Origin of the sequence: Pseudomonas fluorescens (assembly GCF_902497775.2) — a bacterium.
Lineage (GTDB): Bacteria > Pseudomonadota > Gammaproteobacteria > Pseudomonadales > Pseudomonadaceae > Aquipseudomonas > Aquipseudomonas putida_F.
The window spans coordinates 3,672,548-3,697,114 of the sequence record NZ_OZ024668.1; the positions used below are offsets into that span (position 1 = coordinate 3,672,548).

Sequence of the window (24,567 nt, forward strand, 5' to 3'; positions counted from 1 at the left end):
CCCCGGTGGCCCTGAGGGCCGCTGCGGGACCGGCTTGGCAAAAAAGAGAGCCACACATGTTTCGAAAGTCAATCCTCGCCCTGCTGATCCTGGCGCCGCTGGCCCAGGCCGAAGAGGCCAGCCGCAGCAACCTGATGTCGGTGTACACCCAGGTGGTGGCGCATAACAGCGAAATGGCCGCCGCTCGCGAGAACTACCTGGCGCGCCAGGAAAACATGCCCCAGGCACGCGCCGAACTGCTGCCGCAGGTAGCCCTGGAGGCCGATGCCGGAAATCGCCGCAGCGACCGCCATGACGTCGAAGAACGCAGTGGTAGCCTGTACCGCCTGACCCTCAACCAGCCGTTGTTCGACGCCTCGCGCTGGTTCACCTTCAAGGCCGCCCAGGCTGAAAGCGAACAGGCCGAGCTGGACTTTTCGGCATTTCAGCAGCAGTTGATCCTGCGCACCGCCGAGGCCTACTTCAACACCCTGCTGGCCGAGGACAACCTCGCCGCGACCAAGGCCGAGTTGCGTGCCTTCGAGCGCCAACTGGGCCAGACCCGCCTGAGTTTCGATGCCGGCCTCTCCGACCAGAACGACGTGCTTTCGGCCCAGGCCAGCTTCGACCGGGCCAACGCCAACCTGATCGACAGCCAGCGGCGCAGCGACGATGCCTACCAGGCCCTGATGCGCCTGACCGGGCAAGCGCAGCCGCCGTTGATCGGCATCCGCCACAGCCTGCCGGTGGTGGCGCCGTCGCCAAATCAGGTCGAGCTTTGGGTCGACAAGGCGCTGAGCCAGAACCTGCGCCTGCGTGCCAGCCAATCGCAGTTGCAAGTTGCCGAGCAGACCCTGCGCAGCAGCAAGGCCGAGCACCTGCCGACCCTCAACCTGGCGCTGGGTTATGCCGAAGGCGACAGTGACCTGATGGACAGCCCCAGCCACTTTGGCCAGCGCTCGGGCAACCAGCGCGACAGTACGCTGATGGTGCACTTCAAACTGCCGATTTTCAGTGGCGGCGGCACCAGCTCGCGGGTGCGCCAGGCCAGTCATCGCCTGGACCAGAGCGAATATGACCAGACCAGCCTGCAACGGGAAGTGGTGGAGCGCTCGCGCAACGCCTTTCGCGCGGTCAACAGCGATGTCGAGCAGGTACGGGCGCGGCGCCAGACCATCATTTCCAGCCAGGGCTCGCTCAAGGCCACCGAAGCTGGCTATGAGGTCGGCAACCGCAATATCGTCGACATCCTTGATGCCCAGCGTGATCTGTACAACGCCGTGCGCGACTACAACATCGCCCGCTACGGCTACATCCTCAATGGCCTGCGCCTCAAGCTCGAAGCCGGCAGCCTCAACCCCGGCGACCTGCAGAGCCTGGCCCAGTACCTCAAACCCGACTACGACCCGGACAAGGATTTCCTGCCCACCGACCTGGCCCGCCAGAGCTGAACCAGGCCGCTATCCGGTCAGCCCTGGATGCCTTCCTTTTGCCGCTGGCACAGCTGACGAATGATCTGAGCCATCAGCCGCACCTCCGGACTGTGCTTGAACTCTTCGGCATAGCCCATGTACATCGGCACTTCACGCTCGCGCTGGTGCTGCAACGGCACCCGGCGCAAGCGCCCGTCGGCAAGCTCGTCGGCGATCACATGCTCCGGCAACCAGGCAAAACCCAGGCCGCGATCGACGAAGATCTTGGCGGCGGCAAGGCTGCTCACCGTCCAGCGCTGGGAGGTGCCGAGCCAGCCACTGTTCTGTGAATTGCGCGTACCCGAGTCGCGAATCACCACCTGACGATGGGTCTTCATGTCGTCCAGGCTCAGTTCGCCCTCGACCAACGCCAGTGGATGGTCGGCCGCCACCACGCAGATCAGCGAGACGTTGAGCAGGAACTCCTGCAGGTAACCGGACGGCAGGCTGCTGGCGATGCCCAGCTCGACTTTGCCGTCTTCCAGCAGCTCGCGGGCACCGGACAACGCGGTTTCATACAAACGGATGCGGTGATCCTTGAAGGTGGACGAAAACTCATGCAACCCTTGCTGCAGCAACTCGATCGGGAACAACACATCGACTGCCATCGCATGCTCGGTGAACAGCCCCGGCTGATACTGGTTGGCCAGGTGTTCAAGCTTCTGCGCCGCGCCCAGCAAGTGCTTGGCCTGGGGCAGCAGGGCCTTGCCCAACGGGGTCAGCACAGCTTTGCGCCCTTCGATGATGAACAGTTCCTGGCCCAGCAGCATCTCCATGCGATTGACCGAGTGGCTGATCGCCGACTGGGATTTGTACATGTGCTCGCCAGCCTGCTGAAACCCACCGCACTCCACGGTCGACACGAACGCGCGCCACTGATCGAGACTGATCTTGGAAAACATGCCTACCTCCTTGTATGACCGGCATCGGGGCGTCAACGACGCCACCCGGGGGTTGTACCACAGCCACGGCGAATACATGAAGCGGGTGACCGGATCAACGCTACTTAATTCACTTTTCCCGGCAGACGCCTTCATGCGACAACTGAACATGCAGCCGTTTATTCAATCATGGAAGAACACTGACCTTCTGGGAGAAGGCGATGAACCTCACGGATAAATCACGGGCAACTAAGGCGATCGCCAACTGCGTAATCAACGCCTACCTGCAGCGGCATAAACATGCCATAAAGCGACCTTCCGACGGCACCAGCCGATTATTTAACTAACACCCAACTGTCGGACAAACTGGAAAAATAAAGAAACTTTGTTTTTATCGGGTACTCTTTTCTTCGTGCTTGCGCGAGGCTTTAGCCTGCCCGTTACAAAGCCATCAAGCGAATCACGAATAGCAACCAGAGCCTTTACCCGGGGGCAAACGGACATAAAAAAGCAACAATCACCAACCCATGAACCCCCCTCATGATTCCTATCTGAATAATTCGCTTTTCCTGATTGAACCTTCAGCCGCAATAATTCAATCGCCACTTGCAACTGGATAAGTCGGCACCGGAGAACAACAACCGGGCGTGTATCAGCAACTTCTCGAACGAATAATAAACTGGGTATACACATGAAAATCGGCATTGACGATATTGGGCTGTTTGTACCGGAGCACTTCTTTTCACTCGATGAACTTGCCGCGCGGCATAATATCGACCCGAATAAATACCTGGTGGGCATTGGCCAGGAATTCATGGCCGTCCCCGCCCCTGACGAAGACATCGTCACCCTGGCGGCCAACGCCGCGCTGCCGTTGATTGACAACGCGACCCGGGCCAGCATCGCCACGGTGATCCTGGCAACCGAAAGCGGGATCGACCAGTCGAAATCGGCCGGTCTGTTCGTCCACAGCCTGCTCGGCCTGCGCGCCGATTGCCGGGTGGTGGAGTTCAAGCAGGCCTGCTACGGCGCCACCGCCGGCCTGCAGATGGCCTGCGCCCTGGTACGCCAGCGGCCACAGGAAAAGGTCCTGGTGATCGCCACCGACATCGCCCGCTACGAGCAGAACTCCGAGGGCGAATGCACCCAGGGCGCCGGCGCCGTGGCGATGATCGTCGGCGAAAACCCGCGCCTGCTGGAGATCCACCCGCACCAGGGCCGCTACAGCCTGGACGTCATGGACTTCTGGCGGCCGAACTACCGTAGCACCGCGCTGGTAGACGGCAAACTGTCGATCGACGTCTACCTCGAGTCGCTGCAACACGCCTGGCAGAACTACCGCGCCGATGGCGGCCTGGCCCTGAGCGACATCAGCTACCTGTGCTTCCACCAGCCGTTCACCAAGATGGCGAAAAAGGCCTTCTCGGTATTCGAGACTATCGAACCGCAAGCCGCCATGGCGCTCGGCGACAAGGCCTACAGCACCAGCCAGTTGTATGGCAAAGCCATCGGCAACTGCTATACCGCCTCGCTGTACATCGCCCTGCTGTCGCTGCTGGACAAGACCGAGGAAGACCTCAGCGGCCAGCACATCGGCTTGTTCAGCTATGGCTCGGGCAGCGTTGGCGAATTCTTCAGCGCCACCGTGGTCAACGGTTACCAGGCCCACTCGCGGCGCCAGCAGCATGCCCGCATGCTCGCCCAGCGCACCCGCCTGAGCCACGCCCAGTACAGCGACTGGTTCTACGGCAACAACCAGCCGGCCAGCGCCGACTACAGCACCCCACGGGTAACCACCGGCGCCTTCCGCTACTGCGGCGCCGAAGGCTACCGCCGCCTGTACGAAAGCACCGCCCAGCAACTGCAGATGGCGAGCTAGACCATGAGCGAAGCGCTTCTGAGCTGGCTACAGCCAACGGTTGCCTGCCTGACCCTGAACCGTCCACATGCCGGCAATGCCCTCAATGAAAGCCTGATGCAGGCCTTGACCGGGCATTTGGACGAGCTGGCCAGCCGCTCTGGTTTGCGGGCCCTGGTACTGGATGGTGCCGGGGAGCATTTTTGCACCGGCGCCGACCTTGAGTGGATGCGCCGCAGCCTGGCCTTCAGCGAAGCCCAGAACCTGAAGGATGCCGGCCTCCTGGCCGCAGTCCTGCAACGCCTGGACAACTTCCCGGTACCGGTCATCGTCGTCGCCAAGGGTTCGGTGTTCGGTGGTGCCCTGGGCCTGCTGTGTTGTGCCGACTACGTGCTGGCAGCCGATCAGACGCGCTTCTCCTTCAGTGAAGCGCGCCTGGGCCTGGCCCCGGCGATGATCAGCCCCTATGTGGTGCGCGCCATGGGTCTGCGCCAGGCGCGGCGCTATATGCTTTCGGCGGAGATTTTCGACGGCGACAGCGCGGTGCAGCTGCAACTGGTGCACAAGCAGGTACCGCAGCAGGTGCTCGAGAGTTGCCGCGACCGCTGGCTGGGCCTGCTCCTGCAGACCGGCCCGCAGGCCAGCCGTGCGGTCAAGCACATGCTCCTGCGCCTGGGCCGACAGGACGGTCTGCTCGAAGAACAGCCGGAGAACCTGCGGCTGATCGCCCGCTTGCGGACCTCGGACGAAGGCCAGCACGGACTCAACGCTTTCTTCAGTCGTACCCGGCCTGACTGGCTGGAGTGAACCCTGACACCGTGCGGGTGAATCTGCCCCCGCACCCCGGAGCCGCCCGATGGCGACGCCCGACCTCATTCAAAAAGGATTTTGTCATGTGTGGTTTTATCGGTGTATATCAGTCCAATCGTCACAACGTACCTGACCAGGCGGTGCTCGACGCCCTGGTTGCGATCAATCACCGTGGCCCGGACGAGCACAGCCTCTGGCGTGACCCGGGTGAGCACGCGGTGCTCGGCCATACCCGGCTGAGCATCATCGGCCTGGACAATGGCATGCAACCGATCGTTGCCGATGAAGGCGACCTGGTGATCGTGGTCAACGGTGAGTTCTACGACCACGAACGCATCCGCGCCGAACTGGAAGCCGACGGCGCCACCTTCAAGACCGCCTCGGACAGCGAAATCGCCATGCACCTGTACCGCCGCTCGGGCCTGGCCGGACTCAACCGCCTGCGCGGCGAGTTCTCCCTGCTGCTGTTCGACCGCCAGCGCCGGCTGATGCTGGCCGTGCGTGACCGCCTGGGCATCAAGCCGCTGTTCTACGCCCAGCACGAGGGCAACTGGTACTTCGCCTCGGAGATCAAGGCCCTGCTGGCCGCCGGTGTCAGCGCTGCCTGGGACGAGAACGCCTACGCCAGCCGCGCCTTCTATCTGCGCGACCACACGCTGTTCAAAGGCGTGCGCAGCGTGCAGCCCGGCTGCTGGATCATGGTCGACCACGGCGGCCTGCACAGCGGTCGCTACTGGGACATGGAGTTCGCCCGCCGTGACGCCGTGGCACCTGCCGACGAAGCCGGGATGATCCAGGCGGTTCGCGAAGCCATCGAAGAATCGGTGCGCCTGCGCTTGCGCGCCGATGTCCCGATGGGGGTGTACCTGAGTGGTGGCATCGATTCCTCGGCCATGCTCGGGATCGCCACCAAACTGCACGGCGAGCCATTGGATGCCTTCAACCTGTCGTTCACCGACATGGACGACTACGACGAGAACCGCTTTGCGCGCATGGCCGCTGAACACAACAATGCGCGCTTCCACACCATCGAAATTACCCAGGACCACCTGGCGGACAACTTCGAACAGGCGCTGTGGCACAACGAAACACCGTTCTTCAACGCCCACGGCGTGGCCAAGTACATCCTCAGCCGCGAAGTCCGCAAGGCCGGCATGAAGGTGGTACTGACCGGCGAAGGCGCCGACGAAGTGTTCGCCGGCTACCCGCACTTTCGTCGCGACATGCTGCTGTACAACAACGAGCAGCAAGACCCCAAGGTCATCAGCCTGCTGCGCCAGCGGATCAAGGACAACGAACAGGGCTACACCGGCGCGCACATGCCCCAGGACATCCACTGGATGGTCAATCAGCTCAAGCACGGGGTGTCCTGGCTGGACAACCAGGCGGGCTGGTTCAAGGCCCTGGAAGGCCTGTACCGCACCGACTTCCGCGAGCAGTTTGCCGGTATCGACCCGTACCGCCAGTTCTTCGATCGCCTTGATCACAGCAAGCTGCAAGACCGCGACCCGGTGCACAACTCGATGTACCTGTGGGCCAAGTCGTACCTGCCCAACTTTGTCCTCACCACCCTTGGTGACCGCATGGAAATGGCCAACAGCATCGAAGGCCGGGTGCCGCTGCTGGACCACCACGTGGTCGAGCTGGCCTGCCAGATGCCGGTATGGATGAAAGTCCGTGGCGCCACCGAGAAGTTCGTCTTCCGCGAAGCCATGCGTCCTTACCTGCCAACCGCCCTGTACGAACGCAAGAAGCACTACTTCCGCGCGCCACCGGCAACCCTGCAGCAACAAGGGCGCCTGTACCAACTGGTGCAGGACACCCTCAACAGCAGCGACCTGGACGCCCTGCCGTTCTTCGACGCGGCCAAGGTGCGCAGCCTGCTCAACCAGCTGCCAAGCCTGTCGGCCCAGGAGCAGGGCCTGCTCGACCCGATGCTGATGGAACTGACGAGCCTGTGCCTGCTGCAACGTCGCTACCGCATGACCGGCCAGCACTGGAACCCGCTGGATGCAGGGGTGGCGGCATGAAGATCGCGATCATTGGCGCAGGCCTCAATGGCCTGGCCTGCGCCCTCATGCTCAAGCGCTTCGGCCTGGACTGCACAGTGTACGAGCGCAGTCACGGGCCGCGGGATGCCGGTACCGGGATCTATGTCTGGCCCCAAGGCGTGCAGGTGTTGCGCTTTCTGTTCAATGACCGTGAGTTCATGCGGCACGGCAAAGCCATCGAGTACCTGGATACCCACGGTCGCGATGGCCAACTGATCCACAGCCAACCGGTGCGCCCCACCGGGCTGGAGATTCCGGCGCCTGCGGTGATGTTTCCACGCAGCGAGCTGTTCGGCCTGCTGCGCGAAAAGCTCGGCGCCGACCAGGTGCGCTATGAAATGGGCTGCGAGCGGATCGACAACCTCGGCGACCGGGCCCGGGTGCACTTCAGCAACGGCCATCAGCAGGACTTTGACCTGGTGATCGGCAGCGACGGCGTCGGTTCCACCGTGCGCCAGTGCCTGGAACCCGGTCTGCGCCCCTACGACACGGGCCTGGTGGCCAGCCGCGGCATGGTCGAGTTCGATTCGCCGCTGCTGCACGACGACCGCTGCCAGATCTTCACCTCGGCTTTCTCGCGGGTGGTCACCTACCCGCTGGCGGCCGACCGCCCCTACCGCTACTGGTTCGCCGCCTACCAGCACCATGACCAGCCACTGCATGACCGTGAAGGCCTGCTCAAGCTGTTCGCCGACCTGCCCGCGGACATTCTGCGGATGATCGAGCGCACCCCGCACGAACAGATCCTCACCCACAAGATGATGGCCCTGACCGGTGCCGGGCGCTGGCACAACGGCCGGGTGGCGATGCTCGGCGACAGCATTCACGCCATGCTGCCGACCCTCGGCTATGGCCTGACCCTGGGTCTTGAGAATGGCTTCATGCTTGCCCAGGCCCTGATCGGTCTGTGCGACGACAGCCTCGATGCCGCCCTGCAGCGTTACCAGGTGCGCGCTGCCGAACGCTCGCGGGTGATGCTGGAAGTGATGCGCGACATGACCGACCTGTACTACTTCGAGGAAGACAGTGCGGTCACCCCGGCGCGCATCCTGCCGATCGTCAACCGCTTCCATGACCTGGCCCAAACCACCGTCTTCTGAGGAACGAGCATGAGCGAAGTCTTTCGCAACGACGTGCGTGCTTTTGTCAACGAGCACATCAGCCCTTACGTGGCGCAGTGGGAGGAGCTCGGGGCCTACCCGCCGCGGCTCAATCAGCAGGCCGGCGAGGCCGGGTTGCTCAACCTGGGCCATAGCAACGCCGTGTTGCCGGACGATCCACAGCGCCTGGCAATTCTGGTCGAAGAGCTGACCCGCAGTGGTGCCCAGGGCATCACCATGGGCCTGGGTTCGCACCTTGTCAGCCTCAAGGCCCTACACGCCAGCGCCCCGGAACTGGCTGCCGAGCTGATCCCGGCGGTACTCGATGGCCGCCAGAGCATCGCCCTGGCAATCACCGAAAGCCAGGCCGGCTCCGACCTGCACGCCCTCACCTGCCGTGCCGAGCGGCATGCCGGCGGCTACCGCCTGAGCGGTCACAAGGCGTTCATCTGCAACGGTGCCCGGGCCGACTGGCTGTTGCTGGTTGGCCACTGCGAAGACGGCCTGGCCTTGTTCCTGGTCGACACCACGGCTGCCGGTATCAGCCATACACCACGCCAATGCCTGGGCTGGCGCTGCCTGCCCCTGGCCGACCTGAGCTTCGACAACACTCCGGTGGTGCGCCTGACCAAGGCCGGCGGTGTCGGCCGCCTGTTGCAGGGCAGCCTGCAACAGGAGCGCCTGAACCTGGCGGTGATGGCCAGTACCTCGGCCGATATCGCCCTGCAGCACAGCATCGCCTGGTGCAAGCAGCGCCAGGTCGGCGGCAAGGCACTGATCGAAAAATCAGTGATACGCCAGCGCCTCAGCGAGCACTACGCGCAATTGAGCGTCAGCCGCCACTACGTGCAAGCCTGCGTGACCCTGCAGGCCGCCGGCCAGTTGAGCGCCCATCAGGTAGCCATTGCCAAGAACAGCGCGGTGCAGACCCTGGAAACCATTGCCCGCGATGCCGTGCAATTACAGGGCGCCCACGGCTGCATGGCGCCCAACAGCGTCGAACGCATTCACCGCGACGCCCGCCTGCTGGCCATCGGCGGCGGCACCCACGAAATCATGCTGGAAATCATTGCCCGGCAACTGTGAAGGAACACAACCATGAATCAGATCAGTGAACACGCCGCCGCCCACTCCAGCGCGCTGCTCGAACATGCCTACCAGCGCTACTGCGGGCTCGAACTACTGGAGCAGACACCTGGGGCCTGCACCTGCCGCCTGCGGGTCACCGAGGCCATCGACAACCTCAGCCACACCCTGCATGGCGGGGTGATCTATTCGATGCTCGATGTCGTCAGCATGCTCGCCACCCTGCCGATCCTCGGCCCCGAGGAATACGCCCTGACCAGTAGCTTCAACACCATGCTGATGTCGGCCAGCCCGTTGCACAGCGAACTGGAGTTCCAGGCCCGGGTGATCCGCGACGGTCGCAACCTGATCTTCACCCAGGCCGACGCCTGGCGGCTCAATGCCGACGGCAGCCGCACCCAGGTGGCCAGCGCACAACTGACCAAGTTTCGTCTCAAGCACCAGTGGTAAAAGCCGCGCCGATAGCGTTGGCAAACAGCCCGGTGGCGCCCTTGCCTGCGCCACCGGGCTGTTTGCGTGGCGGCCTGGAAATACATGAAGACCCTTGAAGTTTGAACCTGAATATCTGCGCTATTTTTGTCCGGCCAATTGTTAAAAACTTTAGCGACTCCCTCATCACAAGAGTTCAAACAATGAATCACAAAGTACTGGTCATTCGTTCTTCGATCAAAACCGACGGCGGCTTTTCCGGGCAACTGGTCGACAACTTCCTGACTGAACTCAAGGAGGTGATTCCTGAAGCCTCTATCGTCGTCCGTGACCTGCATGCCCAGCAAATCCCCCATCTCAACGCCGTGACCATGGATGCCCTGTACGGCGGCGACGCCAGCAGCGCCGAGGCCAGTGCCGCCCTGCAACTGTCGAATGAACTGATCGAGGAACTGCAGGAAGCCGACCGTGTGGTCATCGGCCTGCCGCGCTACAACTTCGGTGCGCCGTCGATCCTGCATGCCTGGGTCGACTACCTGGTGCGTGCCGGCGTCACCTTCAACTACGTCGATGGCGCACCGGTTGGCTTGATCAACGACAAGCCCGTGCATGTGCTCAACACCAGCGGTGGCGTCTACAGCCAGAGCAGCGACAGCCTGGCCGGCTGGCTCACGCAAACCCTGGGTTTCATCGGCCTGCAGCGTGTCGAGTTCATCTATGCCGAAGGCCTGGGCATGGGCGAGGAAAGCCTGGCCAAAGGCCTGGCTGCCGCCCGCTCGCAGATCCAACACAGCATCGAATCAATGGGCGCACGCCCGCGCCTGAGCCTGGCTGCCGCGCAAGGGAGGTAACATGTCCAAAGCGAACGACAATACTGCGGGTGAAGCGCTGATCCTCAGTGAACTGGTGGCCGAGCCCAATCGCTACCACCTGTACATCTCCCACGCCTGCCCGTTTTCGCACCGTGTGCACCTGGTGCAGAGTCTGCTGGGCTTGGGCGACGCGCTGGATGTCACCTCGGTGGCGGCGCGTCGCTACGACAAGGGCTGGGAGTTCGATGAGCGCGACCAGGATCCGCTGCACAAGGACGTGACGCTGCTATCGACCCTGTACCAACGCTCGCATCCGGACTTCAGCGGCAACCAGTCAGTGCCGGTGCTCTGGGACCGGCGCAAGGACTGCATCGCCCACAACGACTCGGCGGAGCTGGCGCTACAGATGGCTACCCGCCTGCTGCCACTGGCGCGCACGCCGCTGGATCTGGTACCGGAGCGCTCCAGTTGCGACATCGTCGAGCTCAACAGCTGGTTGCACAGCAACATCAACCGCATGGTCTACCACATGGGTTTTGCCCCCGACCAGCACAGCTACGACAAGGCCTTCGCGCAGTTTTTCGCAGCCATGGATACCCTGGAGAACCGGCTGCGCAAGCAACCCTACCTGGTCGGTGGCACGCTGAGCCTGAGCGACCTGTTCCTGCTGCCGACCCTGATTCGCTATGAAGCGGTGTACTACGTGCACTTCAAGGCCAACTTCAAGACCTTGAGCGAGTACCCGGCGCTGTACGAGTACCTGTGCCGCCTGGTGCGCATCCCGGAAATCTACCGCACCATCGACATGGCCCATATCAAGCTGCATTACTACTACTCCCACGACCACATCAACCCGACCCGTATCGTCCCCCAGGGCCCTGCCCTGCCCTGGCTGAACTGATCCGGACCTGCCGCCACGCCGAACTGGCGTGGCGGCGGGATCCATCATGATCAGGTACGAGCATCTACACTGCCATTCCCACCCTTCGCGCTGGAGAACGGCCATGAGCGACACCCCTTCCATTGTCCTGGTCCATGGTTTCTGGGGCGGCGCCGCCCATTGGAGTCGGGTCATCCTCGAACTGTCACGCCTGGGCCACCGCAACCTGCATGCGGTGGAAATGCCCCTGACCTCGCTGGCCGACGACGCCGAACGTACACGCAAGATGGTCGCCTCGATACCCGGCAAGGTGCTGCTGGTCGGGCATTCCTATGGCGGCGCGGTGATTACCCAGATGGGCAACCAGGCCAATGTCGCCGGCCTGGTCTACATTGCCGCCTTTGCCCCGGACAGCGGCGAAAGCCCCGGCGCCATCACCGCCAAGAACCCGCCAAAAGCCGCGGCCAACCTGCAACCGGACGGCGATGGCTACCTGTGGATCAAACCCGACAAACTGCATGAGAGTTTTTGCCAGGACCTGAGCAAGGATGAAGGGCTGATCATGAGCGTGACCCAGAAGGCGCCGCTGGCCAGCACCTTCGGTGACCCCGTCGGCGAGCCTGCGTGGAAACACAAGCCCAGTTGGTATCAGCTCTCGGCCCAAGACCGGATGATCCACCCGGATAACCAGGCATTCATGGCGGCACGCCTCAAGCCCAAGGAGTTGCTGACGCTGGAGGCCAGCCATGCCTCGCTGGTGTCCAGGGCCGCCGAAGTGGCAGCCCTGATCGACCGTGCAGCCGTCAGTCTGGCTTGACCGCCGGCGCCTTGAGCGCAGGCTTGAACCACCAGCCTTGCTGCATGCCGGCCGCGGCCAGCAGGATCGCGGCCACACCCAGCCATTGCAGCGGTTCAAGGCGATGGCCAAAGGCGAACCAGTCGACGAAGATCGCCGCGATCGGGTAGATGAACGACAGCGCCCCGGTCAAGGCGGTCGGCAGCTTCTGGATCGCGCCATACAGCAGCACGTACATCACCCCGGTGTGAACGATGCCCAGGGTCACCAGGCTGGCCAGCGCGCCGACGTCGCCTGGCAGGCCACTGGTGTTCGCCCAGGGCGCCAGCAGGAGAATGCCGGTGCACACCTGGATCAGCGCGATCAGGTGCGGCGGCGTGCCGCTCAGGCGCTTGATGATCAGCGCCGCCACGGCGTAGAGAAACGCCGCGCCCAGGGCCAGGGCAATGCCCAGCAGGTAGTCGTTGCCACTGCCGCCCTGGCTGCCATGGGCACTGACGATCGCCAGCATCCCGACAAAGGAAACCCCCAGCCAGAACAGTTTCGGCACGGTGATCTTCTCACCGAGAAACAGCGCCGCCAGGCCCACCAGCATGAACGGCTGGACGTTGTACACCGCGGTGCCGATGGCAATCGATGCGCGCGAATAAGAGGCGAACAGCAACACCCAGTTGCCGACGATGGCCACGCCGCTGAGCACGGCCAGGGCGAAGGTGGTCAGAGTCAGGATACTGGGCTTGAGAAAGCCCATGGCCAGGCAGATCAGCAACAGGGTCCCGGCACCGAACACGCAGCGCCAGAACACCACATCCAGCACCGGTTGCCCGGACACCAGCACGAACCAGCCAATGGTCCCGGAAATCAGCATCGCGGCGACCATCTCGAACGACCCACGGCGTATTGAACTGTCCATCACTCACCTCCTTGACGATGGGCAAATTATGGCAATGGTGGCGGCGACCCTTCCAGCGGATAAAACAGGCTAGACTGACTTTGTACCTTTACTATCAAGGCAACTTTCGCTTTTTGCCTAACGAGACCTGTATGACCGACGATATCGACCAACTATTGATCAAGGCGCTGATGGAAGACTCGCGGCGCTCGCTCAAGGCCCTGGCACAGTTGAGCGGGCTGTCAGCACCCAGCGTCAGTGAACGCCTGCGCCGCCTTGAAGAACGTGGCGTGCTCAAGGGCTACACGGTGGAGATCGACCCACGCTGTTTCGGCTACCAGTTGCAGGCCATCGTCCGGGTCCGGCCGCTGCCGGGGCAACTGCAGGAGGTGGAGCGCCAGATCATGGCCATCCCCGAGTTCACCGAATGCGACAAGGTGACTGGCGATGACTGCTTCATCGCGCGCCTGCACGTACGCTCGATGGAAGCGCTGGACAGCGTGCTGGACAAGCTCAACAGCCATGCCGAGACCAATACCGCAATCGTCAAGAAGACCCCGGTGAAACGCCGCTTGCCGCCAATGGCCTGAACACTGCACAACCCTGTAGGAGCGGCGTTACTGCACCGGCTCACTCGAGGGCTGGGCAATCAGCCCCTTCAATTCACTGGTCATCGGAAACTCCAGGTTCAGGCCGTTGGGCGGGATGGGCTGCTGGAACCAGCGGTTGTAGATCCCGTCGATGCGCCCGCTGCGATAGACATCCGCCAGCGCCTCGTTGACCAGCGCCAACAACCCTTCATCACCCTTGCGCACCATGCAGCTGTAGATCTCCTTCGATTGCGCCTCACCCACCACCATCCAGTCATGGGGGTTGCGCGCCTTGGCCCGCTCGCCGTACAGCAGCGCATCATCCATGTAGAACGCCGCCGCGCGCCCGGACTGCAACATCATGAACGCTTCGCCGTGGTCCTTGGCGCTGATCACCGAGGCGCCAAGCTTGTGCTCCAGGTTGTAGTTCTTCAGGTACTTCTCGTTGGTGGTGCCGGCGGTGCTGACCACATTCTTGCCCTTGAGGTCATCCAGGCCCTGAATGCCGCTGTCCTTTTTGGTCAGCAGCTGGCCTTTGACGAAGATAAAGCCATAGGAGAAATCCACCTGTTTCTGCCGTTCGGCGGTGACCCCGGTGGTACCGCACTCCAGGTCGACGGTGCCATTTTGCACCAGCGGGATACGCGTCTGCGAGGTCACCAGGTTGTAGCGCACCTTGAGTTGCGGCACCGCCAGCTTGGCCTGCAGGTGCTTGACGATTTCCGCCGCGAGGTCGACCGAATAGCCCATGGGCTTGCCGCTGTGATCGCCCACATAAGAAAAAGGAATGGACGAGTCGCGGTAGCCGAGGGTGATGCTGCCGGATTCGGCGATCTTCTTCAGGCTGCCAGTGAGCGCAGGGGTTTGAGCCAGAAGCGGCTGCGCGAAACACAATGACAGGGCAAGCAGAGCAGGACGGTGCAAACAGGTAATCGACATCGGGACACTCCTTGCGGTTGTTGTTCTTGTTCGGGTCAGGCCGCCCGAGGGGTCAGGCCGTGCATGTCGATTGACGGCGCGCGGCCGCCGATCAGTTCGGCCAACAGTTGGCCACTGGCGCAGGCCAGGGTAAAACCGAGGGCACCATGGCCAAGGTTGAGCCACAGGTTGCGGTAGGCCGTGGCACCGAGCAACGGTACGCCACTGGGGGTTGCCGGGCGCATGCCGGCCCATTCGCGGGCCTGTTGATAGTCGGCGGTATCGGGCAAAGTCGCCATTGCCAAGTGCCGCATGCTGGCCAATCTCGCCGGATCCAGCGATTCATCAAAGCCGACGATATCGACCATGGCAGCGATACGCAGTTGGTCTTCAAGGCGGGCATAGACAATCTTGCAGTCGTAGTCGGTGATGCTCACCTGCGGTGCCCGCTGGCCGGCCTTGATCGGCGCGGTCAGGCTGTAGCCCTTGAGCGGATAGATCGGCAGCTTCAGCCCCGGCAGGCCGAGGCTGGCGCTGCGGTGCCCGGCACACAGCACCAGGTGCTCCACCGGCAAGCGCTGCTCGCCCAGCTCCAGCCCCTGCACCACCCCGCTGCCATGACAGATACGCGTCACCGTTTGCCCGAGCATCAAGCGGCATTGCCCCGACGCCTGCAGGCGCTCGACCAGGGCCAGGCAGAAACGATGACAATCGGCGACCTCTTCATCAGCGGTGAACACCCCGCCAACGAATGGCGCATCGGCCAAGGCCGGTTCCAGCGCGCGGATCTCCTGCGCGTCCAATACCTGCTGGCCTTGCGGGTCGAGCAGGTGCTGGCGGGCACGATCAAAACTTGCACGGTTGCGAAAGGTCACCAGCTTACCGTTGCGCCGCCAGGCAAAGCCGTCCAGGCCATCGTCCTCTCGCCATTGCTTGAGCGTGCGCTGGCTGTGCAAGGCCAGGCGCAACAGGTGCTCGGTATTGCTGCGATTGACCGAAGTCCGGCACGCCGCCATGAACGCGCCCATCCAGCGCCACTGCGCCAGGTCCAGGCGCGGGCGCAGCTTGAGCGGCGATTCGCTGCGCAGCAGCCAGCCCAGCGCCTGCAGCGGCACCCCGGTATCGGCCAGCGGCGCGACATAGCGATACGATAACTGTCCGCCATTGGCAAAGCTGGTGCCGGCCGCAAAGCTCTCGCGGGCCTCGATCAGGTCAACGGCGAAACCGTCGCGCACCAGGGCGTAAGCCGTTGCCAGACCGATGACCCCGCCGCCGATGACCGTTACTCGCTGTGCCATGTGCTTTCATCCACCTATCTGAAGGCCTTCAGACTAGGCCCGGTGACAGCCTGGCGATAATGAATAAAAATGGGCAGACCATAAACAAAGGTTATGGGCTGCCCCATGCGCTTACGTCATATCGAAGTGTTCCAGGCCATCCGCCAGACCGGCTCCATCAGCGGCGCCGCGCAGTTGCTGCACGTCACTCAGCCGGCGGTGTCGAAGATACTCCAGCACGCCGAAGCGCAGCTGGGCTTCCCGTTGTTCCTGCGGGTGCGTGGCAAGTTGCAGATCACCCCGGAGGCCCTGGCCCTGGAACGTGAGGTCGACAAGGTCAGCGACAGCGTCGAAGCGGTTCGGCGCTTGGCCGCCAGCCTGCGCCGGCAACCGGGCATGACCCTGCGTATCGGGGCAACACCGGCGTTGGCGCTGTCGCTGTTCCCGCCAGTGATCCGCCAGTGGGCCGAGCGTCATCCGCAATCCGAGTGTGAACTGTCGAGCCTGCACAGCCGCGAGCTGGTACAGCAGTTGCTGATGCGCGAGATCGATGTCGCCCTGACCTTGCGCCACCCCGAACACCCCGGTCTGACTGTGCAGCCCCTGGCCCATGGCATGCTGGTGGCACTGGCCCCCAAGGGCTATTGGAGCGCAGACAGCCAGGGCCTGCCGCTGGCGCTGGAAGCCCTGGCCGATGCGCCGTTGATCGGCCTGAGCAGCAGCGATCCGCTGGCCGCCCAGGTCGGCCAGTACCTGAAAAACCTGGAGCCGGCGCCGCGTATCAGCATCCGCGTGCAGACCTACTCCCTGGCCCGGGCCATGGTCGAATCCGGTGCCGGCTTGGCCTTGATCGATCCGTTTACCGCCCAGGGTTCGGCGCAAACGCTGGTGCGGCCGTTGAATCCTGCCCTGCCCATTACCCTGTATGCCCTGACCCGTGCCAACGAGAGCCACCCGCACACCCTGGATGAGTTGCTGGAGTATTTCGCCGAGCGGGCGCAGGAGCAGATTGCGCTGGTCACCCGAGGCGCTTGAGCCTGAATAAAAAGGCCCCGCCTGAGCGGGGCCTTCTACAAACACTGGAGTTTCAGAGAGGCTTTATTTGCCAGCGTACTTTTTGCTGGTCACAAAGCCAGGCGCCTTCCATTTCGGGCCTTTGATGGTACGGCCGTTTTCACCCGTGGCGAATACACCATCGGCAAGCAGCTTGTTGTAGGTGTTCACCAACTCGCCACTGGCGATGACGTCGAACTTGTAGTTAACGTACATCCGGTCGACGTTCTGAATAGAAGACCCCGGCAGGAGGGCCGTCAGTACATCCACTACAGATTCATTCAAGATAATGTCTTTGATAGTGCTCATTTCAAATCCCTCATAGCTTCCTTGTATTCCTGCTGCTCGCCCGCCTCTTTCGCTTGCTGGGTATAGAGCGAGTCAGTGCGCTCGTTGATGCCGTAGTCCTCAAGCGTTGCCGTATGGGCATCATTCCATACCGAGTGGTCTTCACGACCATCCTTGACGCCGAGCGCACGATAACGCTCCAGCTCCCTGATTTCGTGGGTGTAAAAGCGTTTGTCAGTATCGGTGACCTGGAGCTCGCCGCGCAGGATCTTCTCCAGCCGGGCAATCATGATGCTGTTTGCGTCGGAGGGAGCAAAGCGCCCGGTGTGCAGCTTGACCAGCGCGACTCCCGCCTGAGTGACCGATGCGCTCTTCCAGTCCAGCTCCCGGACGGGTCCGCCCGCCTTGGCAGGGTTGTATTTTCGCCCGCTATGGACACCGACCGTGGTGGCACCCTCATAAGGTGAGTTGTACACACCATACAATGGCGCCAATCCCGAATCGGCCGGGAAGACGTAAATGCCGTCATGGATATCCAACGGGTTAACCGCAGGAAAGACCTCACCCTCAACCTGGATCGGTGTCAGGGTAACCCCAGTGTAAACCGGCACGTCCACAGGTTTTGCCGGGGTGCCCGTGGAGCTGTTGCCAGGCGCTGCAATGGGAAAACTCAAGGTGATCGGCGGTGTATCAGCGCTGGTGAAGGTGTAGGCATTGCGCGCAGTATTGAGGGTCAGCAGCCTGACCTTGACCTTCGGCGACAGGCCACCTGCCGAACTGGTCTTGACCACCGAGTACTGCGTACGGCTGCCAACCACCCGATACGGCATGTCGACCGTACCGCCAGCCGCGGCGATCGCCGCCAGGTTCTGCGGCAGATTCGGCGTCAGGCTGCCGGCCGGAACCGTCAGCGAGGTCGACGGGAATCGGTCACTGTTACCCAGCGAGGGTGAGTAAACCAGCAAACCGATACCCACGCCGGTGGCGCGATCGAGTACAACACCGGCTGCAGCCTGCAACAACTTGATAGCGCCCTGGATGGCGGCATCGAGGCTGAACTTCGACCCCGTGGCGAGGGCGATGGAACCTGCCACGGCACTGAGTTGGGCCTTGTTTCCGGCAACCGGCACCCTGAAGGTGTTGGCGGCGCGAATCGCCTCCTCGGCCGCCAGACGTGCCTGTTCCTCGGCTTTACGCGTGGCTTCGGCCTGACGCGCCTGCTCTTCGGCTTGACGCCTGGCCTCAGCCAGTCGCGCGTGCTCTTCAGCCTGGCGCTTGATTTCGGCCAGACGACGCGCTTCCTGTTCGGCCGCGACCCGACGCGCCTCGGCTTCAGCAGCCTGAACCTGAGCTAGCCGCGCCGCCAGCGCAGCAGACTTGCGGTTCAGAATGGCGATGGCTTCGGCGAGGATCTTCGCCTGGTAGGCGGCACTGTAGGAATCGCCGAAGCGGTCTTGTTGGGCCTTGCCCAGCGCCGGATACTGGCCCAGGTTCCAGCCCATTTCCCGGGCGACGATCTGTCCCAGCTGTGCATCCGTGAGCGTCAGTGGATCGCTCCCGGAGTAGCCCAGTGCCAAAGCCTGATAGGCACTGAACTGTGCACTTTTCAGTTGAATCAGACCGTCTACCGTGCGTTTGGCGTTTTCGGTGTCGGTCGAGGTCTGGTAAGAGGCCTCGTTGCGTACACCAGCCGCCTGCATCTCGCTTTCGGTGTCCGCCGAAATCGTTGCAAGCTTGGCCGAAAAGAAGGTTTGGAGTTTGCTCCGGATCGACAGCAGCGAGCTGTAGATCCGCCCGCGCAAGTTCTGTTTGGTCAGCGACTGCAGCGCATCCGGCTGCTGGAGAATACTAAGGTTGTAGCTCAGGTCGGCGTTGGGATCGTAGCCGCCGCCCCCGCCTGGACCATAGATCTGTTCTCTACCGGTAATGATGATGGGAGGTAAAACAATGCTTCCTGGCATATTTCTATCCTTTGACTGCTTGGACGTTTTCAATCAAGCCATGGTTTTTGAACCCCGGTCGTTGGTTGGTCATCCTTCGTGGACGACAAAACTACTGTATATTTAACCAGCACTATTTGACTAGCTCATCTTGCATAGGACTCGGTAGAAAGGACGTTGAAGAGAACCAGTCTCATATAGAGCGCTCCGTCCACACCTATCAGCAGTCGCCGTCACCCCTCAGGTTTGTTAGCCTTGCTGCAGTTTTTTTGCATGGACGCCCTGCTCAAATGATCCCCCTCCCAAGGCTGCTGCTCAGGCTCAGCCTGGCAACCCTGTTGCCCTGCGCCGCAGCTCAGGCTGCCCTCCCCGTCAATGTCTACCAGGGCACCCAGGGCGACACCGCCATTGAAGTCGCCCTGACTTACGACGCCCAGCACAAGACCGTCGAGGGTTACTGGCTTGAGGAGCAGCGTCAGTGGCTCATCCCTCTTGAACGCACGCCCCACGACGTTCGCCTGCCACTGTTGATCAATCTCCTGGATAACCCGGAACTGCCCTCTGCCGCGCTGCTGATTCAGCCTTTTGCCTTCAGCCACGACCGCGAGCTGCACGGCACCCGGGTGAACCTGCGCAACCGCGAGCGACAAGCGCTGGCGCTCAAGCGCGTGACGCGTTTCAGTAACCGCCAGGACGCATCCTGGCAGGGCGAACTGCTGCAACTGCCACTGGACGGGCGCAGGCTGTTTCGCGTGCATGCGCACAAGGCCGCAGGCGAGCATGTCGGTACCGTCAATCGCATCACTATCCTCGATCGCAGCAGCGGCCAGCCGGTGCAGGTCATCGACAACCTGGCGCTGTTCTTCCAGGGCAGTGCCAGCCTGAGCTTTGCCGACTTCAACGGTGATGGGGTGATCGATTTCAAAGCCACGCCGGTCGGGCAACTGGCCAGCGGTGGCGCGGCCGGTGAGGACCTGCAGTACTACGTGTACCAGGCGGACAGCAGTCGCTATGAGCTCAAGACCGAGCAGCAAGCCAGGGAGCGCAACTGATGAGTAGCTTAGGCAAATGCCTGCTGGCTGCCGGGCTGCTCGGCCTGAGCCTCGGCGTCCAGGCTTACCAGTCGGTGTACCACGGCACCTTGGGCAAGCAGGCGATCACCCTGGTGATCGAGAAAACCAATGACTACAAGCATGGGTTCTACTTTTACGATCGCTATCGCACGCCGATCCGCCTCAAGCGCTCGGTGAACTACAGCCGCCAGTTGTCGATGGATGAACTGGACGGCGGCGGCTTGCCCACGGCTCGGCTGAGGTTCTACAACCCCGATGACAACGCCATCAGAGAGCCTATGCTCGGCACCTGGACGGCCTACGCCAACGCCCGGCAACTGCCCCTGGAGTTGCGCCTGGTGGCTGACTTTGGTCATCAGCAAGTCTGGCCTGCGGGCACCCCGTCATTGCCTCAGGCGGTGTCTACCGAACGCTTCTATTTCCAGATTCCGCTGGCCGATGACTACGACCAGGTGAAGACCATCGAGGTCATGGAAAAATCCAGCGGCAAGCGCGTGCAAACCCTTGAGGTGGGCCTGCCCGGTTGCTACAGCCAGGGTATCGACAGCCTCAAGGTACGCCTCGAAGGCGGCAGCACCCAGGTGCTGCTGGAAGCCAACAGCAACTGCCTGGGCAAGGTATTTGAATGGCGCGAGGCCAAGGGGCAGTTCGAAGCGCTGAACTGAGCATCAGCTGGGGCAGCTGTGCTCGCCGTTGTTCAGGCCCTGCTTGTAGTTGCGGCTGAGCAGGCTGGCCTTGCCGTCATGCCAGGTCAGGGTCAGCACATACATCGAGTCGAAATCCTCACCGTCCCAGTCGTCGGTGATCACCCGCTTTTCACCCAGGGCCTTACCGGCCACGGTGTTGATCAGTTCCGGCAGGTAGCCGTGGGACCAGGCGGTATAGACGGTGGCGTTGCGATATTTGTCCTGCAGCAGTTCGTCGGCCAGCTCGCCGGTGTCGTTGGCACCGAAGTCGATGTTCACTGGCAAGCCAAGTTTGATGGCGCTGGGGCTGATGGTCATCAGCGGGCGGATGTAGCTGTAGGCGTCGTCCTTGCTGCCCTCTTCGACATGCCGGGACGGATCGGCGGCGAACACATAGTCGGCCTTGCCGAATTTCTCCGGTAGCAAGGTGGCCAGGTCCAGGGCGCGGTTCAGGCCCTGGCAATTGAGTTGCCCAAGGCCCTCGCCGGGCTTTTCGGCGTGGCGCAGGAACACCAGGGTCTGCACACCATCCACAGGTTCCGCGCGGCTTTCCACCGCCTCGACAGCCAGCAGGCCGACACCGGCAAGCAGGGCAAGGGACAACGCAGCGTGACGATGACGCTTGAACAGGGAGGGCAACTTCATAGGGCTCTTCACAGCAAAAAGGGTTGAGGCTGACCCGCCTGTGCCACCCCGCGGCCGAAGCCGCGGGGGGATCCCTGTCTGATGTTCCATCCGTGGAATCGGGCATGCTTCAGAGTGCAAGAATGCCATTTGGTTCGATCCCTGAGCGCTCATCCCTGAGCCAGAGCTACTGTAGAGCCTTGATGTTGCTGAATTAAGACGGACGGCGCTCAATCGTCGCGGGTTAGGACTTCGAGCAATTCGATCTCGAAGGTCAGGTCGCAATTGGGCGGGATCTTGCCCATGCTGCGCTCGCCGTAGCCTAGGTGCGCCGGCACCAGCAGCTTGCGCTTGCCGCCGACCTGCATGCCCATCAGGCCCTGGTCCCAGCCCTTGATTACCCGACCGGTGCCGATCACGCACTGAAACGCCTTGCCGCGGCTGTGGGAGGAGTCGAACTCGGTGCCGTCGTCGAGCCAGCCAGTGTACTGGGTAGTGATCAGCGCGCCCTTGACCACGGCCTTGCCGTCGCCTGGCTGGATATCGATGATTTGCAGTTCGCTGCTCATGCTTGACCTCGTTGAAACGGGATATGCCTTGGGTGGGCTGCGTTTTCGCAGGGTTGGCGGGGTTTTGCAAGGCCCATGACCATCATGGCATCGCGGGGCAAGCCCGCTCCCACACCGGCCTCAGGCTGTCGCTGGCGCCCTGCCCGGCTCATGCTGGCGCATCGACCAGCACACGCCGCCGATCACCAGGACTATCGCCAGGCCTTCGAGCAGGCTCGGGCCGCTCTGGCGCCAGATGAAGGCGTAGAGCAAGGCGAACAGGGTCTCGAAGACGATCAACTGGCCGCTCAGGGTCAGCGGCATGCGCTTGGAGGCAGCATTCCACAGCAAGGCCGCCAGCCACGAGCCGAACACCGCGCACCCCAGGCTGTACAGCCAGAACAGCAGCCAGCGCTCGGGCGCAGCGTCGACCTGCAACTGGGCCGGCTGCCACAGCGCCAGCACCGCCACCAGCACCAGGCTCAATACGCCGGTCATCACCCCGTTGAGCACCGACCATTGATGGCTGTCGAAATGCCCGCACTGCTTGAGGTAGCGGCTGTTGTGCACCGCGTACCAGGTCCAGCAGACCAGCGCACCCAGGGCATAGAGCACACCTACAAGCTTGTCGGCCGCCGCCCCGGGTTCGAGGGCAAAGGTCTGCAGGTTGATGCAGAGCATGCCCGCAAGGATCAGGCCCAGCGGCAGCAGCAACTGGCGCAGCGCCACCCCGTCGCTGTCATGGCGGCCATACAGGGTGATGGTCAGGGGCAGTACGCCGACGATCAGCGACGCCGGCGCCACGCCCAAGCGCTGGATCGCCGCGACCAGGCAGATGAAGTACAGCAGGTTACCGATCAGCGCCAGGCGCCCGATCATCCACACATCGCTCAGGGTCAGGCGGCCCAGGGCCTTGCGCATGGGGATCGCCAGCACCAGGGTCACCAGGCCGAACAGCACGAAACGCGCGCAACTGAGCAGCACCGGGCTGAACTCCGGCAACAACTGCGGCACCATCAGCACCAGCCCCCACATCGCACCGGCTACCCCGGCATACGCCACACCCCGTTTCACGTGCCCGCTCCTGTTCAAAGAAGTGCGCAGGCTAACGCCTGGACAGCGCCTGGACAAAAGATCATTCGGCATGCAGACATTCCTACAGGGAATACCTTTCGCACTGAAAGCATCGACCTTATGATTCAGGCATTCCCCAGACCGGACCGTCACATGAGCCGCTTCAGCCGTCACCTGCCGCCTCTGGACACCCTGATCGCCTTCGAGGCGGTGGTGCGTACCGGCAGCTTTACTCGCGCCGCCAGCGAGCTGTACCTGACCCAAAGCGCGGTAAGCAAACAGATCAAGGTGCTGGAAGAGCATCTGGGTGCGCTGCTGTTCGAACGCCGCGCCCGAGGCATCGCCCTGACGCAGGCGGGCGAGGGCTTCAACGCCATCGTCGAACCTATGCTCGAAAGTCTGCTGGCCAATGTACTGCGTCTGAAAAGCGGCCACGGCAGCCGCAACGTCAGCGTCATCTGCACCCATGCGGTGGCCCAGTACTGGCTGTTCCCGCGCTTGCTGCGCTTCAACGAGCAACACCCGGAGCTGACGGTGAACATTCACGCCAGCAACGAAATCAGCGAAAGCGATATCGGCAACTACGACTTCGGCATCCTCTATGGCCATGGCCACTGGAGTTCGCTCAAGGCCAGCAAGTTGTTCGATGAGGCCATCTATCCCATTGCCAGCGTCAAACGAGCCCTGCCCGCCGTGCATTCATTGAGCGAGCTGCAGGCATTGCCGTTGATTCAACTGGATGCCTCGGCCTGGAACTGCCTGGACTGGCAGGACTGGTTCGGCCACCAGGGCTTGCGTTATCAGGCGCCGGCCAATGCGGTGACCTTCAACCAGGTCAACCTGGTGTTCGATGCAGTGATGCAGGGGATGGGCGTGGGCCTGGGCTGGGAGTTCATGGCCCGCGAGCGGATCGACAACGGCTCGATCCGCCAGGTGTCGGAATTTGTCGTGCACACCGGCCAGGCCGACTACCTGGTGCACGACAAGCAGGCCCTGCGCTCGCCCGCAGCGCAGGTGTTCGAGGACTGGTTGCTGGCACTCAGTTGAACAGGGCCTCGACTTGCGCCGCGGTCATTTCTTGGGTCTGGTTGGCGAAGCAGTAGTAGCCCGGTTTCTTGTCGACATACACCTGCAGGTCGAAAACCCAGTCGGTGTCACCCTCAAGCACCCCCACCGATACCGCATCGAAATTGCCGGATTTCAGACGGTACAGCAGGTGCGTGCCACAGGTGCCGCAGAAACCGCGCTGGGCCCAGTCGGAGGAGTCATGGAACACCGGCTGGCCACGGGTGAATTTCACCGGTTGCGCACAGTGCACCGACAGGAACGGCCCGCCACCCCACTGCCGGCACATGCTGCAATGGCAGGCGTTGACGCTGGCTTTTTCCAGGCTGACACTGAGTTTGACGGCGCCGCACAGGCAACTGCCGTGTTTTTCCAGGGACATGAT

25 protein-coding genes are annotated in these 24,567 nt (G+C 62.5%); 15 read left to right on the forward strand and 10 right to left on the reverse strand.

The annotated features are described in order from the left end of the window. Nucleotides 1-56 precede the first annotated feature (56 nt). The gene (locus tag F8N82_RS16775; protein WP_038996325.1) at nt 57-1,430 is read left to right on the forward strand and encodes a TolC family outer membrane protein; all 1,374 of its coding nucleotides are present in this window, start codon (nt 57-59) and stop codon (nt 1,428-1,430) included. Nucleotides 1,431-1,447: 17 nt separating this feature from the next. On the opposite strand, the gene F8N82_RS16780 is transcribed toward F8N82_RS16775, so the two are convergent. Further along, nucleotides 1,448-2,353: a LysR family transcriptional regulator gene (locus F8N82_RS16780; protein WP_038996326.1), complete on the reverse strand. Its 906-nt coding sequence runs from the start codon at nt 2,351-2,353 to the stop codon at nt 1,448-1,450. 670 nt (nt 2,354-3,023) lie between these two features. On the opposite strand from F8N82_RS16780, the gene F8N82_RS16785 reads away from it, so the two are divergent. The 9 genes from F8N82_RS16785 to F8N82_RS16825 all read left to right on the forward strand — a co-directional run bounded on the left by F8N82_RS16785 (nt 3,024) and on the right by F8N82_RS16825 (nt 12,175). Beyond that, a complete protein-coding gene (locus F8N82_RS16785; protein ID WP_038996328.1) occupies nt 3,024-4,211 on the forward strand; it encodes a hydroxymethylglutaryl-CoA synthase in 1,188 nt (395 codons plus the stop codon). Between the two features lie 3 nt (nt 4,212-4,214). Continuing rightward, entirely contained in the window at nt 4,215-4,997 is a 783-nt protein-coding gene (locus tag F8N82_RS16790) for an enoyl-CoA hydratase-related protein (protein ID WP_052251553.1), read from the forward strand. Nucleotides 4,998-5,083: 86 nt separating this feature from the next. Then, nucleotides 5,084-7,030, forward strand: a complete 1,947-nt coding sequence (asnB, locus tag F8N82_RS16795; RefSeq protein WP_052251554.1) for an asparagine synthase (glutamine-hydrolyzing) — start codon at nt 5,084-5,086, stop codon at nt 7,028-7,030. Then, a complete protein-coding gene (locus F8N82_RS16800) occupies nt 7,027-8,151 on the forward strand; it encodes an FAD-dependent oxidoreductase (protein ID WP_038996329.1) in 1,125 nt (374 codons plus the stop codon). Before asnB ends, F8N82_RS16800 begins: the two co-directional genes overlap by 4 nt. A gap of 9 nt (nt 8,152-8,160) precedes the next feature. Continuing rightward, nucleotides 8,161-9,237, forward strand: a complete 1,077-nt coding sequence (locus F8N82_RS16805) for an acyl-CoA dehydrogenase family protein (RefSeq protein WP_038996330.1) — start codon at nt 8,161-8,163, stop codon at nt 9,235-9,237. Between the two features lie 12 nt (nt 9,238-9,249). After that, nucleotides 9,250-9,687, forward strand: coding sequence for a PaaI family thioesterase (locus F8N82_RS16810; protein WP_038996331.1), 438 nt, complete (start codon nt 9,250-9,252; stop codon nt 9,685-9,687). 182 nt (nt 9,688-9,869) lie between these two features. Next, a complete protein-coding gene (locus F8N82_RS16815; RefSeq protein ID WP_052251555.1) occupies nt 9,870-10,517 on the forward strand; it encodes an FMN-dependent NADH-azoreductase in 648 nt (215 codons plus the stop codon). Between the two features lies 1 nt (nt 10,518). Then, nucleotides 10,519-11,379, forward strand: a complete 861-nt coding sequence (locus tag F8N82_RS16820; protein ID WP_052251556.1) for a glutathione S-transferase C-terminal domain-containing protein — start codon at nt 10,519-10,521, stop codon at nt 11,377-11,379. Nucleotides 11,380-11,482: 103 nt separating this feature from the next. Then, the gene (locus F8N82_RS16825; protein WP_038996332.1) at nt 11,483-12,175 is read left to right on the forward strand and encodes an alpha/beta hydrolase; all 693 of its coding nucleotides are present in this window, start codon (nt 11,483-11,485) and stop codon (nt 12,173-12,175) included. Here the strand turns inward: F8N82_RS16825 and F8N82_RS16830 are convergent. After that, on the reverse strand, nt 12,162-13,067 hold the full coding sequence (locus F8N82_RS16830) for a DMT family transporter (RefSeq protein ID WP_038996333.1): 906 nt from the start codon (nt 13,065-13,067) through the stop codon (nt 12,162-12,164). The genes F8N82_RS16825 and F8N82_RS16830 overlap by 14 nt on opposite strands. A 131-nt stretch (nt 13,068-13,198) precedes the next feature. Here F8N82_RS16830 and F8N82_RS16835 point away from each other — a divergent pair, with 131 nt between their 5' ends. Further along, the gene (locus F8N82_RS16835) at nt 13,199-13,636 is read left to right on the forward strand and encodes an Lrp/AsnC family transcriptional regulator (protein WP_038996334.1); all 438 of its coding nucleotides are present in this window, start codon (nt 13,199-13,201) and stop codon (nt 13,634-13,636) included. A 27-nt stretch (nt 13,637-13,663) separates the two neighbouring features. Here the strand turns inward: F8N82_RS16835 and F8N82_RS16840 are convergent, their stop codons facing one another. After that, nucleotides 13,664-14,575, reverse strand: a complete 912-nt coding sequence (locus F8N82_RS16840; protein ID WP_176470417.1) for a transporter substrate-binding domain-containing protein — start codon at nt 14,573-14,575, stop codon at nt 13,664-13,666. Nucleotides 14,576-14,610: 35 nt separating this feature from the next. Continuing rightward, nucleotides 14,611-15,852, reverse strand: a complete 1,242-nt coding sequence (locus F8N82_RS16845; RefSeq protein ID WP_038996335.1) for a D-amino acid dehydrogenase — start codon at nt 15,850-15,852, stop codon at nt 14,611-14,613. Between the two features lie 105 nt (nt 15,853-15,957). On the opposite strand from F8N82_RS16845, the gene F8N82_RS16850 reads away from it, so the two are divergent. Then, on the forward strand, nt 15,958-16,866 hold the full coding sequence (locus F8N82_RS16850; protein WP_038999528.1) for a LysR family transcriptional regulator: 909 nt from the start codon (nt 15,958-15,960) through the stop codon (nt 16,864-16,866). Between the two features lie 63 nt (nt 16,867-16,929). On the opposite strand, the gene F8N82_RS16855 is transcribed toward F8N82_RS16850, so the two are convergent. After that, nucleotides 16,930-17,193: a hypothetical protein gene (locus F8N82_RS16855; protein ID WP_038996336.1), complete on the reverse strand. Its 264-nt coding sequence runs from the start codon at nt 17,191-17,193 to the stop codon at nt 16,930-16,932. Further along, nucleotides 17,190-19,133, reverse strand: coding sequence for an S-type pyocin domain-containing protein (locus F8N82_RS16860; protein WP_038996337.1), 1,944 nt, complete (start codon nt 19,131-19,133; stop codon nt 17,190-17,192). The genes F8N82_RS16855 and F8N82_RS16860 overlap by 4 nt, the downstream gene beginning before the upstream one ends. A 269-nt stretch (nt 19,134-19,402) precedes the next feature. On the opposite strand from F8N82_RS16860, the gene F8N82_RS16865 reads away from it, so the two are divergent. After that, a complete protein-coding gene (locus F8N82_RS16865) occupies nt 19,403-20,164 on the forward strand; it encodes a hypothetical protein (RefSeq protein WP_052251557.1) in 762 nt (253 codons plus the stop codon). Beyond that, nucleotides 20,164-20,850 carry a hypothetical protein gene (locus tag F8N82_RS16870; RefSeq protein WP_038996338.1) on the forward strand — a complete coding sequence of 229 codons (687 nt, stop codon included), beginning with the start codon at nt 20,164-20,166 and terminating at the stop codon, nt 20,848-20,850. Before F8N82_RS16865 ends, F8N82_RS16870 begins: the two co-directional genes overlap by 1 nt. A gap of 3 nt (nt 20,851-20,853) precedes the next feature. On the opposite strand, the gene F8N82_RS16875 is transcribed toward F8N82_RS16870, so the two are convergent. From F8N82_RS16875 to F8N82_RS16885, 3 genes are all read right to left on the reverse strand, one after another. Continuing rightward, the gene (locus F8N82_RS16875) at nt 20,854-21,516 is read right to left on the reverse strand and encodes a histidine phosphatase family protein (protein WP_038996339.1); all 663 of its coding nucleotides are present in this window, start codon (nt 21,514-21,516) and stop codon (nt 20,854-20,856) included. 209 nt (nt 21,517-21,725) lie between these two features. Then, the gene (locus F8N82_RS16880; protein WP_038996340.1) at nt 21,726-22,064 is read right to left on the reverse strand and encodes an FKBP-type peptidyl-prolyl cis-trans isomerase; all 339 of its coding nucleotides are present in this window, start codon (nt 22,062-22,064) and stop codon (nt 21,726-21,728) included. 120 nt (nt 22,065-22,184) lie between these two features. After that, nucleotides 22,185-23,117, reverse strand: coding sequence for a DMT family transporter (locus tag F8N82_RS16885; RefSeq protein ID WP_038996341.1), 933 nt, complete (start codon nt 23,115-23,117; stop codon nt 22,185-22,187). Nucleotides 23,118-23,270: 153 nt separating this feature from the next. Here F8N82_RS16885 and F8N82_RS16890 point away from each other — a divergent pair, with 153 nt between their 5' ends. Further along, a complete protein-coding gene (locus F8N82_RS16890) occupies nt 23,271-24,164 on the forward strand; it encodes a LysR substrate-binding domain-containing protein (RefSeq protein ID WP_038996342.1) in 894 nt (297 codons plus the stop codon). Here F8N82_RS16890 and F8N82_RS16895 read toward each other — a convergent pair. Continuing rightward, nucleotides 24,157-24,564 (reverse strand): GFA family protein, encoded by a 408-nt coding sequence (locus tag F8N82_RS16895; protein WP_038996344.1) that lies wholly within the window; start codon nt 24,562-24,564, stop codon nt 24,157-24,159. The two genes, F8N82_RS16890 and F8N82_RS16895, sit on opposite strands and share 8 nt — an antisense overlap. Between the last annotated feature and the right edge of the window lie 3 nt (nt 24,565-24,567).

What these genes read in the sequence shown, in the direction of transcription:
- asnB (WP_052251554.1), top strand. Translation starts at nt 5,084, where the DNA reads ATGTGTGGTTTTATCGGTGTATATCAGTCCAATCGTCACAACGTACCT.
- F8N82_RS16860 (WP_038996337.1), bottom strand. Translation starts at nt 19,133, where the DNA reads ATGCCAGGAAGCATTGTTTTACCTCCCATCATCATTACCGGTAGAGAA.
- F8N82_RS16890 (WP_038996342.1), top strand. Translation starts at nt 23,271, where the DNA reads ATGAGCCGCTTCAGCCGTCACCTGCCGCCTCTGGACACCCTGATCGCC.
- F8N82_RS16845 (WP_038996335.1), bottom strand. Translation starts at nt 15,852, where the DNA reads ATGGCACAGCGAGTAACGGTCATCGGCGGCGGGGTCATCGGTCTGGCA.
- F8N82_RS16875 (WP_038996339.1), bottom strand. Translation starts at nt 21,516, where the DNA reads ATGAAGTTGCCCTCCCTGTTCAAGCGTCATCGTCACGCTGCGTTGTCC.
- F8N82_RS16835 (WP_038996334.1), top strand. Translation starts at nt 13,199, where the DNA reads ATGACCGACGATATCGACCAACTATTGATCAAGGCGCTGATGGAAGAC.
- F8N82_RS16850 (WP_038999528.1), top strand. Translation starts at nt 15,958, where the DNA reads ATGCGCTTACGTCATATCGAAGTGTTCCAGGCCATCCGCCAGACCGGC.
- F8N82_RS16895 (WP_038996344.1), bottom strand. Translation starts at nt 24,564, where the DNA reads ATGTCCCTGGAAAAACACGGCAGTTGCCTGTGCGGCGCCGTCAAACTC.
- F8N82_RS16785 (WP_038996328.1), top strand. Translation starts at nt 3,024, where the DNA reads ATGAAAATCGGCATTGACGATATTGGGCTGTTTGTACCGGAGCACTTC.
- F8N82_RS16780 (WP_038996326.1), bottom strand. Translation starts at nt 2,353, where the DNA reads ATGTTTTCCAAGATCAGTCTCGATCAGTGGCGCGCGTTCGTGTCGACC.
- F8N82_RS16865 (WP_052251557.1), top strand. Translation starts at nt 19,403, where the DNA reads ATGATCCCCCTCCCAAGGCTGCTGCTCAGGCTCAGCCTGGCAACCCTG.
- F8N82_RS16800 (WP_038996329.1), top strand. Translation starts at nt 7,027, where the DNA reads ATGAAGATCGCGATCATTGGCGCAGGCCTCAATGGCCTGGCCTGCGCC.
- F8N82_RS16815 (WP_052251555.1), top strand. Translation starts at nt 9,870, where the DNA reads ATGAATCACAAAGTACTGGTCATTCGTTCTTCGATCAAAACCGACGGC.
- F8N82_RS16870 (WP_038996338.1), top strand. Translation starts at nt 20,164, where the DNA reads ATGAGTAGCTTAGGCAAATGCCTGCTGGCTGCCGGGCTGCTCGGCCTG.
- F8N82_RS16855 (WP_038996336.1), bottom strand. Translation starts at nt 17,193, where the DNA reads ATGAGCACTATCAAAGACATTATCTTGAATGAATCTGTAGTGGATGTA.
- F8N82_RS16790 (WP_052251553.1), top strand. Translation starts at nt 4,215, where the DNA reads ATGAGCGAAGCGCTTCTGAGCTGGCTACAGCCAACGGTTGCCTGCCTG.
- F8N82_RS16840 (WP_176470417.1), bottom strand. Translation starts at nt 14,575, where the DNA reads ATGTCGATTACCTGTTTGCACCGTCCTGCTCTGCTTGCCCTGTCATTG.
- F8N82_RS16805 (WP_038996330.1), top strand. Translation starts at nt 8,161, where the DNA reads ATGAGCGAAGTCTTTCGCAACGACGTGCGTGCTTTTGTCAACGAGCAC.
- F8N82_RS16775 (WP_038996325.1), top strand. Translation starts at nt 57, where the DNA reads ATGTTTCGAAAGTCAATCCTCGCCCTGCTGATCCTGGCGCCGCTGGCC.
- F8N82_RS16880 (WP_038996340.1), bottom strand. Translation starts at nt 22,064, where the DNA reads ATGAGCAGCGAACTGCAAATCATCGATATCCAGCCAGGCGACGGCAAG.
- F8N82_RS16820 (WP_052251556.1), top strand. Translation starts at nt 10,519, where the DNA reads ATGTCCAAAGCGAACGACAATACTGCGGGTGAAGCGCTGATCCTCAGT.
- F8N82_RS16830 (WP_038996333.1), bottom strand. Translation starts at nt 13,067, where the DNA reads ATGGACAGTTCAATACGCCGTGGGTCGTTCGAGATGGTCGCCGCGATG.
- F8N82_RS16810 (WP_038996331.1), top strand. Translation starts at nt 9,250, where the DNA reads ATGAATCAGATCAGTGAACACGCCGCCGCCCACTCCAGCGCGCTGCTC.
- F8N82_RS16825 (WP_038996332.1), top strand. Translation starts at nt 11,483, where the DNA reads ATGAGCGACACCCCTTCCATTGTCCTGGTCCATGGTTTCTGGGGCGGC.